The organism is Parabacteroides sp. Marseille-P3160 (assembly GCF_900162725.1).
Classification (GTDB): domain Bacteria; phylum Bacteroidota; class Bacteroidia; order Bacteroidales; family Tannerellaceae; genus Marseille-P3160.
Genome location: NZ_LT799418.1, coordinates 1,317,094 through 1,331,583, shown reverse-complemented (window position 1 = coordinate 1,331,583; position 14,490 = coordinate 1,317,094). Strand labels below are relative to the sequence as shown.

Below are 14,490 nucleotides of genomic sequence, written 5' to 3'. Positions count from 1 at the left end.
TCGGTAGCGGCAATGCCGGATTAAGCAGGTTATATCCTTCCGGAGGGCAATAATACCTACCAATAGGTATTTTTAATCCCTGGAAAATAGACTAATTTTGCGGACTTACTATGCAGTAATATGAAATTATCAGATCTCAAGACCGGTGAAGCCGGCGTAATCGTCAAGGTAATGGGGCGCGGAGCTTTCCGCAAACGGATTATCGAGATGGGGTTTATCAGAGGTAAAAAGGTAGAAGTCATACAAAACGCTCCGCTCAAAGACCCGATACATTACCGGATAATGGGGTACGATGTGTCCCTTCGCAGAAAAGACGCCGAACTTATCGAAGTCATCAGCCTTTCCGAAGCCACTGAACAAACGCTTTTACAAAAGAATAAGATCGAATCGAACGGAACGTTTCTTTCCGACGAGCTCCGTTCCATCGCAATAGACAAAGGAAGGACAATCAATGTCGCACTGGTAGGCAATCCGAACTGCGGAAAAACGTCCCTCTTCAATTTCGCTTCCGGCGCCCACGAACACGTAGGCAATTACAGCGGCGTCACAGTCGACGCCAAAGAGGCGGTATTCAAGCAAAACGGCTATACGTTCAAAATTGTCGACCTGCCGGGCACCTATTCGCTATCCGCCTACACGCCGGAAGAACTATATGTGCGTAGGCAGATCAACGAAGAGCATCCGGATGTCGTCATCAATGTGGTCGACGCCTCCAACCTGGAACGAAACCTCTACCTGACCTGCCAGTTAATCGACATGGATGTCCACATGGCAATCGCCCTCAACATGTATGACGAGTTGGAAAAGTCAGGAAGCATCTTCGACTACAAAGCGCTTTCCGGGATGATCGGCGCCCCGATCGTGCCGACTAACGGACGGACGGGAGCCGGCATAAAAGAACTGTTCGACCGGGTGATACAAGTCTATGAAGGGACGGATCCTGTGCTCCGCCATATCCATATCAATTACGGCGAAACATTGGAGAAGTCGATCGACGCGATGCGGGATATCCTGAGGAAATTCGGATATACGGAGGAGAGCATTTCCAAACGTTACCTGGCCATCAAGCTGTTGGAGAAGGATCTGGAAATAGAAGCGTATATCCGCCGCTCGCCGGGCACGATCCCCATCCTGCGCGAACGGGACCAGAATATCAAGTATATCGAACAGTTCCTCCGCGAGGATAGCGAAACCGCTTTCACCGACGCCCGTTACGGGTTTATCGCCGGCGCCCTGATGGAGACGCTAAAGCAAAACAAGGCCCCGGGGAGAACCAGGACGAGCGTCATCGATCAAATCGTCACTCATAAATATTGGGGATTCCCCGTCTTTATCCTCTTCCTGCTTATCATGTTCGAGGCAACTTTCCGCCTTGGGCAATATCCGATGGACTGGATAGAGAGCCTGGTTGCCTGGATCGGCAACCTGATACGAACACAGATGGGGGACGGTCCGTTGAAGGACTTGCTGGTAGACGGCGTGATCGGAGGCGTCGGAGGCGTGATCGTCTTCCTGCCGAACATCCTGATCCTTTATTTCTTTATCTCATTGATGGAAGATACCGGCTATATGGCGCGGGCTGCTTTCATTATGGATAAGATCATGCACAAGATGGGCTTACACGGAAAATCATTCATTTCCCTGGTCATGGGCTTCGGCTGCAATGTTCCGGCCATCATGTCGACCCGTACCATCGAAAGCCGCAACAGCCGGATGATCACGATGCTGGTCAATCCGTTGATGAGCTGCAGCGCCCGGCTTCCGGTCTATGTCCTGCTGGCAGGAGCCTTTTTCCCGGAACACGCCGGCTTAATACTCCTGTTGCTCTATGTTACCGGAATTGCACTGGCAGTCATCATGGCGCGCCTGTTCAAACGTTTCCTGTTCAAAACAGAGGATGTTCCTTTCGTCATGGAGCTTCCTCCTTACCGCAAACCGACCAGCCGTTCGGTCTTGATCCATATGTGGGAAAAAGCCAAACAGTACCTTCATAAGATGGGGGGAATTATTTTAGTCGCATCCATTATCATCTGGTTTTTAGGTTATTTTCCCATCCACTCAGTGAATGGGGATAAGTTCGACTCCCAAATCGCTTCGATAGAGAATGCCGGGCTGAATGATTCGGACAAGCAGGAGCAGATAACGGAACTGGAACGCCTGAAAGCCATCGACCATCAGGAGAGCTCCTATATCGGCCGGATCGGCAAGACGATACAGCCCATTTTAAGCCCATTGGGATTCGACTGGAAAATCAGCGTCAGCCTCCTTTCGGGAATGGCTGCCAAAGAGATTGTTGTCAGCACCTTGAGTGTGCTGTACACCGGAGATTCCGAAGAGACGGAAGCACTCTCCGACCGCCTGTTGCAGGACCGGAACGCAGCCGGGGAGTTGGTGATTACCCCTCTCGTTGCGCTATGCCTCATGCTTTTCGTCCTGATCTATTTCCCTTGCATAGCGACGGTAGCCGCCATTGTGCGCGAGTCCGGTTCATGGAAGTGGGGGGTTTTTATTGTCGTCTACACCTGCCTGCTCGCCTGGATAGTCGCCTTCATCGTCCATCAGGTGGGAGGATTATTCGTATAAGGACAAAAACATTTGGCGGACAAAACGGTTATTAAGAAAAAGGAAGAATATAATTTATATGTGGCAGGAAATAGCAATCATCCTCATCGGCATAGCCACCGTAGCATACGTGGCATGGAAGGTGTACGAAGCCGCCGCTGCCTCCAGGAGAGGGGAAACGACCTGTCCCGGATGCAACCAGTGCGCTCCGTCCAAGAAAAAGCCGGTTGTCAAAAAAGAGAAAAACTGCTGTTCCTGACGAACGGCAGAGGGGCTACCGCCCGATGCAATGGTAAGTAAATCCGAGTTCCTCCAGCTCGGCCGGTTCGTAGATATTCCGCCCATCGAGAATGACAGGCGTCTTCATCAGTTTTTTGACGGCTTGCCAGGAAGGCATCCGGAATTCTTTCCATTCGGTTACCAGCAACAAAGCATCCGCATCCACCACGGCGTCATAGATATCCTTGCCGAAAGAGATCCGGTCTCCGAGCCGGCGTTCGGCTTCGGGGATGCTGACAGGATCATAGGCGTAAACCCGGCATCCGGCTTCCAATAATTTATTTATAAGTACCAGGGAAGGGGCCTCGCGCATATCATCCGTTTCCGGCTTGAATGCTAAGCCCCAAACAGCGATGCGGCGCCCTTTCAGGTCCCCGGCGAAATGCGTTTCCAATTTCTTATACAGGATCGACTTTTGGTCTTCATTAATCTCTTCCACTGCTTCTAACAACCGCATCGTATAGTGATGGGACTGGGCCGTCTTAATCAATGCCTTCACGTCTTTAGGGAAACAAGAGCCGCCATATCCGCAGCCGGGATAAAGGAAACGGCTGCCGATCCGGGCATCCGTACCGATGCCTTTCCGCACCATATTCACGTCTGCGCCTACCACTTCACAAAGGTTGGCGATATCATTCATAAAGCTGATACGCGTCGCCAGCATCGCATTGGCCGCATATTTCGTCATTTCGGCCGAAGGGATATCCATAAAGATGACACGGAAATTATTCAAAAGGAAAGGACGGTACAACGCCGTCATCAATTTCTTCGCCCGTTCGGATTCCACGCCTACGACGACCCGGTCCGGGCTCATGAAGTCGTTTATCGCAGCGCCTTCCTTCAGGAATTCGGGATTGGAAGCGATATCGAAATCGATTTCCACTCCCCGTTTATCCAACTCCTCCCTGATAGCCTGCTTTATCTTGACGGCAGTGCCGACCGGAACCGTACTCTTGGTTACCACCAGCACATATTTTTCCATGTAACGTCCTACCGTACGCGCTACTTCGAGCACATAAGACAGATCGGCACTTCCGTCTTCATCGGGAGGCGTTCCTACCGCGCAGAACAGCACCTCGACTTCATTCAGCACTTTCCGCAAATCCGTGGTAAACTGAAGGCGTCCGGCCTCATGGTTCCGGTTTACCATCTCCTCCAATCCGGGTTCATAAATAGGGATAATCCCTTTCTTCAGGTTCTCGATCTTCTGCGCATCGATATCCACACAAAAGACCTCCGTCCCCATCTCAGCAAAGCATGTCCCCGATACTAACCCGACATACCCCGTACCAACAATTGCTATTTTCATGTTCTATAAAACTTCGATGGGTTGCAAATATAGATGTTTAATTATAAAGAAGTGATAAAAAACAGTTGTTTTTTCCTTCGGGATGCAGCAATATAACAGAAAAAGCATCGTTATAAACGTAGCTTTGCCTAAGTCATTCTTGACCCTATAGGTTAGCCTCGTGGATTAAAAAACGTATATTTGCAACTTATTTGAAAATTTATGCTGAAAGTAATGAAATTTGTTTTAATGGGAATATTGGCCTACTCGCTTATTGCCTGCTCGACTCCGAAAGACATCGCCTATTTCCAGGGAGGTAACGATTTAAGAGAAGAGCAAATTACACAGATGAAAAACTACATCGATCCTATGATAAAGGAAGGAGATGTATTAACGATCGCCGTTTCGTCTACCGACCCCTTAGCCGTCGCCCCTTTTAATTTACCTTTAGTTTCTTTTGTCAAAGAAGGGATTGTTATCGGAAGTTCCGGATCTGCAACAGGTACGGGCACAAAAGATATAGGCGCCTCACAAGCAATGCAAACTTATACGGTAAATGTATCCGGTTATATTAATTTCCCAATACTGGGAAACATCAAAATCTCGGGAATGCGTAAGCAAGACGCGATTCAACTCCTACAAGAGAAGCTAAAAGCATATGTGAAAGATCCGATTGTCAATTTAAATATTATCAATTATAAAATAACGGTTTTAGGTGAAGTGAGAATACCGGGAAGTTATACGATCGGAACGGATCGCGTCTCTATTCTAGATGCGCTGGGATATGCAGGCGATATGACCATATACGGAGACCGCACCAATGTAAAAGTGATTAGAGATCTTAACGGCAAAAAGCAAATCTTTGTCTTTGACTTAACCCGAAGCGATTTTTTGGTAGACCCCAATTTTTACCTGCAACAAAATGACGTCCTTTACATTGAACCGAACAATAAGCGCAAGAAAGGTTCCCAATATAGCGAAACCGAACAATTCAAATTATCGGTTGTTACCGCCACGGCAAGTATTATATCCGTCGTTGCGAGCGTTATAGTTTCTATAGTCTCAATTTCAAAATAATAAATAAGATAAATCCTATGGAAAATGCAGAGGTAAAAGAATCCTCCATCAATCTATTCAAGGAATTAAAAAATGCATTCGGGTATTGGAACTGGTTTCTGATATCAATCGTTATATGTGTATTAATATCCGTATTATATATTAATGTCACACAACCGGTATATCAGGTAGATGCAAACCTATTAATCAAGAATGAATCGGACAAGGGAGGAAGCGGTGCGATGAGTTCCATGCTGAAGGGCTTTTCTTTCGGCAGTTCGCTGAATGTAGGAAGCGCTTCCGTTGACGACGAGCTTTTGCTCATCAATTCGTATACATTGATCCGGAAAACGGTTGCCGAATTGGGATTAAACGTAGCCTATACAAGCGGGAACCTATTCACAAAAAAAGATTATTACAACAACAGCCCTTTCATCATCAAATCAAAAGAGAATCTGGCCGAGACGTTCAATAGTGCCATCAGTTTCAAATTGAAAACTGAAAAAGACGGAACGGTACATGTCAAAGCTAAAGACGGATGGTGGTCCACCGTAGGCAAAGTCTCCGGCAAAACCTTCCCACTCATATTGTCCACTACAGAATATGGCGATTTCATTATCGACAAGACTGAATATTTCTCAAAAAGGCCGATAGAATCCATGGATATCGTTTTCCTCGGTTATGATCTTACAGCTGAAATCTATTCCAAAAATATTGAAATAAGCATAAAGGAGAAAAAGGCAAACGGTATCAACCTAAGCATTGAAGAAACAAACGTCCAACGGGGAAAGGATCTTCTGAATACAATGGTTAAAATATACAACGAGGAAGGCATTGAAGATAAAAACACATCAGCCCAACGCTCCGTCGAATTCTTTGATCAAAGGATCGCGATTAATCAGGAGGAATTAAATGATATTGAAAAACGATTGGAAGAATTCAAAATAGCAAACAACCTGACAGATATTGAAACGGAAGCGGAGATTATGCTCACAAAAAATGGCGATTTTAAAGAGAAATTGATCGATTCCGAGATCCAATATGCGACAGTCGGCCTGATCGAAGACTTCCTGAAGGATCCTAAGAACAAATACGCCTTGGCCCCCTTTAATATGGGAGTTATAGAAAAAACGGCCTCGGAAGGCCTGCAGCAGTATAATAATTTCCTATTGGAGAGATACCGGCTTTTGCAAACGACTACAGAAGACAACCCGAATGTCCAATTACTGAATAAGCAAATTGAAATCATGAGGCAGAATGTATTGGAAACGTTTAAAAGCATCAAATCCGGATTTAATTTTGCAAGGATCGACTTGAAGAAACAAGAATCCGAATTTGTATCCCGTATCAAGAAAATGCCGACTCAGGAAAGGGAATTTTTGGATATAAAGCGTCAGCAAACAATCAAATCCGAACTTTATCTTTTCCTGTTGCAACAGAAGGAAGAAGCAGCGATGAAATTGGCAACGTCCATGGAAAAAGCGAAGATCATTGACTCCGCATACAGCCTAAGCAAACCGGTTAAACCCAATAAATTATTCATATTCTCTATCGCTATCCTTTTAGCATTGGCTATTCCGACAGTAATATTAACAGTTAAAAGGCTCTTGCAAGACTTATAAGATCAAAAAGAGAAAGCTCTTTCATGGGAAAAAATATGTTACAAAAAGTTGAATATTTCGGATTGGTTTTGTTCCTGTTTATACTTGCTATAGCCGGATACAGGAATCAAATCATATCGTTCGGTATTCCACTGATAGTAGTGACTTATTTTTTATGTAAAGATTTGACCGAAATAAGAAAGTTTACGATTCTGATTCCTCTGGCTTTATTGCTGGTATTAGGCACACGGATAGGAACCGGATACGGGATTATACATATTTTGCGGGATTATGCTTATTTCTCCTTTCCCATAGCGGCATTTATGATGGGATATTTCATCTACAGGTATATCCCGATGGAGAAATTGATCCTTATAGTCGTTTTATTCGGAACGCTCTATTCTTTTGTCTACTTATTCGAATTAACATTCCATTTTGACACCCTGTTTGTAGGAGATACGGAACGCACCCGTTATGGCGTAGGGACAGGAATGCCCCTTCCGGTGTTGGCAACTATCTTCATTTTATTCGGCCAACGCTATTTAAAAGAGTTCAAAATAGGGACTTTGTATTGGCTTGCCTTTTTGATTATAAATTTATTAGTTATCTATTACTTTGCCTCACGGGTCTATTATCTTACCTTGCTATTATACTTAATCCCTCTATTATATTATTCCTCTACAAGTAAATACAAAAAAATAGGCAATGTTATATTTATTTTCGTCATAGCTGGGATCATTGGAGTGATTGCCATTGCCTTAAGCGGGGACAACTTCCTTGCAGAGAAGCTCAAAAACTCTATTACGGAAATGTTCATGCAATCTTTTGAGGATTACGAGTCGGTTGTCCATAATTGGAGAGCCTATGAATTATACGAAGCAGTCAACACCTTTTTAAACGGAGGCAGTTTCCAGAAACTTTTCGGATTCGGATTCGGAAAAACCGTTATTTTAGAATATGAGCTAATTATGCCATTCTTATCCCTCTATGAAATCCCTATTTTTCACAATGGTTTTGCCTATTTGCTTGTAAAGACCGGTTTAGTCGGGATTGTCCTGGAATTGCTTTTCTCTTTTCTACTCCTATATAAAGGATTCAAGCTTTCAAAGCAAGGAGACAATGATTCGAAATTCTTCTTTTCCCTATTATTAGCTACTGTATTATCGTTTAATTTCTCCCTATTGGTAGTGAATGGTTTTTTTTCCGGAGAGTCTTGCTACTTAATTATTTTAGCAGGCTATTCGTACGCCCAGCTACAACGCAGAGCAAATCAAACAGTAGATGAAAAAATTTAGTATTATCATAGCGACCTATAATGCTTCTGCCACTTTGCAAAAATGTATAGACAGCATACGCCCGCAAAAAGATGAAAATGTTGAATTATTGGTCATCGATGGCGGATCTACCGATTCTACCATGGAAATAATTGAGTCAAATAAAGATCTTATCAATTACTATATCCATGAAAAAGATCGGGGAATTTATGATGCATGGAATAAAGGAATCAAAGCTTCCCAAGGGGAATGGATCCTATTTTTAGGGGCGGACGATACATTATGTCCTGACGCCATACAAAAATATACGAAGTTCTTATCCACTTTAAAAGATCCTTCAATAGAATATATCTCCGCCCGGGTGAACTATATGGATTCTTCAGGAAAAAAAATCAAAGTAATCGGAGAAACCTGGAGCTGGCCCTTGTTTTCAAAAGAAATGAAGATTGCCCATGTCGCCTCTTTGCATAGTAGAAAATTATTCCAGGAAATCGGAACTTTTGACTTAAAATACAAAATATGTGGCGACTATGAGCTATTGTTAAGAAAAAAAGAACGTTTAAAGACGGCTTACCTAAATGAAATAGTGGCAAATATGGGAGCAGGAGGAATGAGCATGAGTATAAAAGCAATAGACGAAGCATGTGCCATTCTCAATCTACATATAAACAGAAATTTTCTTACCCGCCTCTACCTTCGCTGGAATAAGTACATTCATTACTTTCTTTTTTTATTAAAAACGAAAATATTTCTTCTACGATTTTAACGGATTCTACACTTTAACCGAGGAACAGTCGCTCACTTTAGCCCGAAACAATCAACTATTATCTCGAAAACATAGAATCTATTAATTCTTTTGTTTCTTTAATATGTTCTTTAGAAGAAGCTCCGAACAGTACCGACTCAATACGAGGGAATTGTCCCAGGTATTCAATAGCTTCTTTAGGACGTAAAGCCCCCGAGGCAAGGACTTGCATCGCTATCGGACGGAATTCTTTTTCCTCAAGGTATTTTTCATAAAGTTCTTTTCCTCCCGACATTCTGAATCCGATCTTATTGATGGAAGAACAAATGATGGGATTTTTTATCCCTACCGCATTTAGCGCATCTAACAAAGCCGGCATATTCATTGTAATATATCCAGGTTCGGCGTTGTACTTTTTCCGGATGTATCGATCATATTCCAACAGGAAATCATACATTTTCAATCCTAAGATCATATCTGTAATCACATTCTGAATGAATATGACAGGGGTGTTGATCCCTTTGAACATTTTCATCTCTGCATCCACCAGTATTTCCATCAGTTTTCCGTAATCTTTACTGAAAAAGGCCAGTCCGCCTTTGGCAAAGGTACTGAAGATATTCCCCGGAACATATTGTTGGATAGTCCCCATAATACCGAGCTCGGTAACGGCATTAGCATATTTATGGGCATAAGGCATGCAAGGATAGATCTTGAAATCCGCATAATGCTCCGGATACTTCCTGATATGGTCGCAAATATTGGCGATCCGGTCATGGGTCGTACACATGAACGTATGAATGCCCATCTCTATGGCATTATCCAAAACATTGATAATGGATCTATCGTCTTTAAAGCGGATCGCTTGTTGCCTTGATTTCTCATCGGATAAATGGTTAACCGCAAAAAATTGATTATCCCCGAATAATACTCTTTCCATTTTCATCTCAATACTGTTTATTGTTTTGAATAATCATATTTACTACTTTGTCGGTATACAAACCCTGTTCGAAAGTATTAGTTTCCGTAAGAACATGTTCTTTAATGCAATGAACAAAATAATCTATCTGGGCAGAATATTCTTCACCCCGGAGATAGAAATTGACAGGGACGGCAAAATCCGTAATATACTTAATTGTCCATCCTTTATCATATCCAAGCACTGCATCCGCCTCTTTAAGAAAAACCTTCAATTCGGTAGCATCGCAGATAATTTTTCCTTTCTCTCCCTGAATGGTCAATGAGGTCGACATTTTACGGTAAGTTTCATCACTCCAATTTACCAAAAGCGTACCTGTCAGCCCATTCTTCAGTTCCAACAGGCTATAAACGGCATCTTCCACATCTGCCGAATACATTTTTTTCAATAATGTTCCTTTGACATTCGTAGGTCTGCCGATAACTTCCTGTATCAGATTTAAAACATGCGAGGCATAATCATATAAGCAGCCACCGCCCTCTTCCGGTTTGGACCTCCAGGTTCCTCCTTTCGATTTCACGACTACCGGGCCGTAAGCTTCCCCTGAAAAATGGAATAATTTGCCTAAAATATTTAACTGTAATAACCGCTTTAATTCCCTGAATGTGCCGATAAAATGATTATGGTATCCGATTTGGTTAACCAACCCTTTTTCATTTGCCAAACGAACCAACTCCTCCCCTTCTTCCGTATGAAGGACAAACGGCTTTTCACAAAATACATGGATCCCTTTTTCCAAAGCCATCCTGGCTACCGGATAATGAAATTTTGTAGGAAGAGCGACAACCACAAAGTCCAATGTTTCTTCGTTCAACAGCTTCACATAATCAGTGTAGGTTTTCACTTGCGTATATTTCCTGAACGCATCCAAGATGAGTGTCGATGCGTCACATACGGCAACCATCTCCACATCAGGATGTGCATTTACAATAACGGCATGGGAGAGCCCCATTTTACCTAATCCTATTACTGCAGCTTTAAGCATGTCTTTCTTATTTTAGTATAATTCTTTTGTATTTCAATGCGATTTCCGACCAACGATAGTATTCTCGGGCTGTTTTTTCGAGCTTTTCCCCGATCATCTTTAGATTAAAACTATCAATTTGATCAATTATTGCCGCTAATGTATCTTTATCTTTAAAATAAATAGCATCATTTTGTGTTGTATATTCATTGTAACCGGAAGCGTATGCGATGACAGGCAATCCCAGGTACATAGCCTCGCATAAAGAAGGATTTGTTCCTCCGGCCGAATGTCCGTGCAAATAGACAGCACAGTTGCTTCTCAATACATCTAAAATCTCCCTGTCGTAAATAGCATCCAGCAAAAATAAGTTTTTCTGTCCTGCATATTTATTTCTAAGGCTCCGCCCAAATGCAGATACATTCCAATTGCCCACAATAACAAATGGAAAGCCGGGAAACCGGCTAAAGGCCTCCAGCATCATTTCGATATTATTGTCCGGCTGTATCCGGGCAACAGAAAAAGCATACCGGCTATTTAAAAAAGGATAACGTTCTTTCATTCCATCCGTTACCGGCAAATGTTTTGCCTGGTCCCCCCCATAGGCGATCAAGGGGGCGTCTATCTGATATTCTTGCTTTATATATTGTTGTATGCCAATATTATCCGCGATGACAACCGAACTGTTTTTTACCAGGTTACGTTCCGCTATTTTTATCATCCGCTGTGCCGATGCAGACCACTTGTCACGCTTCCAATCCAAACCTCCGAAATTAAGAATGATCTTCGGCTTGAATTTCTTTAACAGAGGTATGACAAAACCACCCCCAAAGCCAAGGAACAAAATTTTATCATTGGAAAAACAGGCTCTACATAAGGCAATGCTATCGTAAATAATTCCCTGCGCTCCATGGGAACTTATGGGTATATATTCCAGTTTAGCGCCATTCCAGGTCGTTTGTTTCGTTTTAATATCTTTTGATGAACAATAAACGGTGATCTCAAAATCACGCGATAAATATTTTACCAGGTATTCCGTGAGCGTCTCAAACCCGCCGTAATTATTTGGAATACCCTGGATACCGACAATTGCTATCTTCATTTCATCTATATTTACGAGAAACTCTCATCCAGCAGTTTTTCATATAATTGATTTATACGGCCTACATGATGGAGGAAGTCGAAACTAAAATCCGAATTTAAAATTCGAGTGTTATAAGATTCAATCGATTGCGGGTCTTTCAATAATGAATCAAGAGAAGAAAAAAGAGTTTCCTTATTCATTTTAATGATTAAATCCGGAGTTATGCCTCCAATAATATCCTTGACTCCGCAACTATCCGACAAAAGAACCGGAACGCCAAAAGAAATAGCCTCCAGGGCAACAAAACCCAGCGTTTCATTACACAAACTCGGCATAATTATTATATCGAACTGACTGAAAATAGACTCCATATTCTCATAGTTGTAGGATTTCCTGAAGTCGACATGGCCTGCTATTTCCTTATCAATAGGGCAAAAATCACCAATGATGCATAACGTCCAATTATTTATCTTGTTTTCTTTGATTTTCTTTAGAACATCCAACAACAAGGGCAACCCTTTAAAAGGGGCGCTGCTTCCGATATATCCAATGCGGACGTTCTCTTTATTTATCTGTTTTTTCTTTCTGTTATCCCTTATATCCGCATGCAGGATGTTGATCACTTCACACTTCGCCGGAGATATGTATTTCAAGTAAACTTTTTTTGACACCGAACTATTAAAATGAAAGCAGTCAACCAATGACAATATTTGGATATAATATCTCCTAAGGGCAGCATATTTTTTTTCATCTTCATTGGAGAAACCGGTTCTTTTCTCTTTTGAAGAAACAGGAATGTATGACCTTATTTTTTTCAGAAGATCTTTGAACCTAAGCAGATAGGAAGAATTTCGTATCTGCCTTAAATAAAAAGTAGAAGGAGCGTTGAAATTACAGGGACTGCATAAACTATCGTTTTCACAATTGACGCCCCGTTCATTTATAAAATTGACCTTAGGACATAATCCAAAATAATCATGGGTCGTATAAATGATTTTCACTCCTTGTTTTTTCATCTCTTCTACAAAAGAGAATGGTAGACCCATCAAAGTATGAAGATGAAGAATATCCACTTTCTCCCGTTTTAAAAACGATAATACGGCTTCCCGAAATGACTTGCCCGTTTTTTCCATAAAATCCGAGGGAGTTTTGATCCCATCAAGCAAGGGAATTGGAATGTATGACCTTAACTTATAAACTTTTATATCAGACGTAGCCTTTTCAAAATAAATACCGGGTTTCATAGATGAAGAAACCGGATACAAAAGAAGGACATTATGTTGTTTCGTTTGTTCCATCATTAAATCGGTCGCATATTTTGTAAGGCCTCCTTTTCTGTAAGGCGGTAACCCCAATGTATAATGCAGAATGTTCATCTTCTATATTGGGTTACTATTTTCGCCGATTCGGCATATAATCCTTCCAAAGAGGAATTTAAATCCCCAGAAAGCTCAAAATCAAAACAATATATATCAATTAAAACCTTCATTCTATATTTTATCTCTTTGGATTTAATCTTACTTCCTTATCTTTTGTAACGTTGATGAAGACTTCTTTATTGCAAACAAATCCACCTTAATCACCAATCCGGCAATTAAAATCAACACTAATTATTATAAGATTTAGTGATCTCTTTCTGAAATTTCCAATAAGAATATCCTTTGCTCTTTAAGACAAAAGCAAGGAAGATCCTTATATCTAAAAAAATATTCTGCAAGAAAAAGCAAATCATCTTGTATTGTTTGGAATAACATAGATCAAAGAAAACATGTTTACTCCGGTAGAATAACTCGTACTTTTTACGGCTCATTCTATTCTCGAATGAACAACTGTCTAAATGCTGTATTTCAGCTTCGGGAACAGACATTATTTTATATTTGGCTTTATTAATCCTGAAACACAATTCGGTTTCCTCATAATACATAAAGAACAAGGGATTAAAGCCACCTATTTCTTCTATAACAGACCGCTTGGTCATTAAATCCGCCCCGCTTATAAAAGCAACCGGTTTCACCTTTTTACTATGGTTAAAAAGGGCATTACGACCGAATAAGATTTTACGGGGAATGTTAGACAAAAATATATTGATTTCAGCAAAGATTGAAGGGAAATATCTTTCATAAGACATATTGGGCTTCCCTTCCTCACCAAAAAGATTACCTCCGCATGCACCAACCTTGTCATGCTTATCCAAGAAATCACTTAAAATCTTGATAGCATCGTTAATAAGTTTGGTATCAGGATTTAGAAACAGGATATTCCTTCCTTCCGCTACCTTAAGGGCTTCGTTATTTGCTCTTCCGAATCCGATATTCTCGGTCAGAGGGATAAGGTTGATCCTATTTTTATATCTTTCTTTTATAGCATTCAAGTCACTTTCTGAAGAGTTATTGTCCACAACAATAACCTCATAAGAAAGACCTGTTGTCTTTTCGAATATAGAATCGATCGCATCAATTGCATACCTGCTCGTATTATAATTTACGATTATAATAGATGTATCTATTTTATAATCCATTTCTTATTTATTTTTTAGAAAGCTTATTTTTTAGCAAAAACGCCATTCCCTCAATCATAATTTCATTTTTAATAAATAGAATTTGGCCAACCATAAAGTATAAGCCGGAAATCACTATCGCTGCTAAGGTAGTAATAAAT

Annotated in this window: 12 protein-coding genes; 6 read left to right on the top strand and 6 right to left on the bottom strand. The window is 41.5% G+C overall.

The genetic code is table 11. The features are described from left to right. Window positions 1–120 precede the first annotated feature (120 nt). Together feoB and BQ8014_RS05330 are read left to right on the top strand one after the other, a co-directional pair. Window positions 121–2,583, top strand: coding sequence for a ferrous iron transport protein B (gene feoB / locus BQ8014_RS05335; RefSeq protein ID WP_080903463.1), 2,463 nt, complete (start codon window positions 121–123; stop codon window positions 2,581–2,583). A 12-nt stretch (window positions 2,584–2,595) separates the two neighbouring features. Next, the gene (locus BQ8014_RS05330) at window positions 2,596–2,862 is read left to right on the top strand and encodes a hypothetical protein (RefSeq protein ID WP_139785085.1); all 267 of its coding nucleotides are present in this window, start codon (window positions 2,596–2,598) and stop codon (window positions 2,860–2,862) included. Here the strand turns inward: BQ8014_RS05330 and BQ8014_RS05325 are convergent. Beyond that, the gene (locus BQ8014_RS05325; RefSeq protein ID WP_080903461.1) at window positions 2,837–4,150 is read right to left on the bottom strand and encodes a UDP-glucose dehydrogenase family protein; all 1,314 of its coding nucleotides are present in this window, start codon (window positions 4,148–4,150) and stop codon (window positions 2,837–2,839) included. The two genes, BQ8014_RS05330 and BQ8014_RS05325, sit on opposite strands and share 26 nt — an antisense overlap. 213 nt (window positions 4,151–4,363) lie before the next feature. Here BQ8014_RS05325 and BQ8014_RS05320 point away from each other — a divergent pair, with 213 nt between their 5' ends. Genes BQ8014_RS05320 through BQ8014_RS05305 form a run of 4 tightly spaced genes read left to right on the top strand, consistent with a single transcriptional unit; the run spans window position 4,364 to window position 8,826 of the window. Continuing rightward, entirely contained in the window at window positions 4,364–5,206 is an 843-nt protein-coding gene (locus BQ8014_RS05320) for a polysaccharide biosynthesis/export family protein (RefSeq protein WP_087880545.1), read from the top strand. A gap of 17 nt (window positions 5,207–5,223) precedes the next feature. Beyond that, window positions 5,224–6,807 carry a GumC family protein gene (locus BQ8014_RS05315; RefSeq protein WP_080903459.1) on the top strand — a complete coding sequence of 528 codons (1,584 nt, stop codon included), beginning with the start codon at window positions 5,224–5,226 and terminating at the stop codon, window positions 6,805–6,807. Window positions 6,808–6,842: 35 nt separating this feature from the next. After that, window positions 6,843–8,081, top strand: coding sequence for a hypothetical protein (locus tag BQ8014_RS05310; protein WP_234997989.1), 1,239 nt, complete (start codon window positions 6,843–6,845; stop codon window positions 8,079–8,081). Next, window positions 8,068–8,826: a glycosyltransferase family 2 protein gene (locus tag BQ8014_RS05305; RefSeq protein ID WP_080903457.1), complete on the top strand. Its 759-nt coding sequence runs from the start codon at window positions 8,068–8,070 to the stop codon at window positions 8,824–8,826. Before BQ8014_RS05310 ends, BQ8014_RS05305 begins: the two co-directional genes overlap by 14 nt. A 58-nt stretch (window positions 8,827–8,884) precedes the next feature. Here the strand turns inward: BQ8014_RS05305 and BQ8014_RS05300 are convergent, their stop codons facing one another. From BQ8014_RS05300 to BQ8014_RS05280, 5 genes are all read right to left on the bottom strand, one after another. Further along, window positions 8,885–9,751: a hypothetical protein gene (locus BQ8014_RS05300; protein WP_200814355.1), complete on the bottom strand. Its 867-nt coding sequence runs from the start codon at window positions 9,749–9,751 to the stop codon at window positions 8,885–8,887. 1 nt (window position 9,752) lies between these two features. Next, window positions 9,753–10,769 carry a Gfo/Idh/MocA family protein gene (locus BQ8014_RS05295; RefSeq protein WP_080903456.1) on the bottom strand — a complete coding sequence of 339 codons (1,017 nt, stop codon included), beginning with the start codon at window positions 10,767–10,769 and terminating at the stop codon, window positions 9,753–9,755. Window positions 10,770–10,776: 7 nt separating this feature from the next. Further along, a complete protein-coding gene (locus BQ8014_RS05290; RefSeq protein WP_080903455.1) occupies window positions 10,777–11,850 on the bottom strand; it encodes a DUF1972 domain-containing protein in 1,074 nt (357 codons plus the stop codon). Window positions 11,851–11,861: 11 nt separating this feature from the next. Then, window positions 11,862–13,208 (bottom strand): glycosyltransferase, encoded by a 1,347-nt coding sequence (locus tag BQ8014_RS05285; protein WP_080903454.1) that lies wholly within the window; start codon window positions 13,206–13,208, stop codon window positions 11,862–11,864. 230 nt (window positions 13,209–13,438) lie between these two features. Next, window positions 13,439–14,350, bottom strand: a complete 912-nt coding sequence (locus BQ8014_RS05280) for a glycosyltransferase family 2 protein (protein WP_080903453.1) — start codon at window positions 14,348–14,350, stop codon at window positions 13,439–13,441. Between the last annotated feature and the right edge of the window lie 140 nt (window positions 14,351–14,490).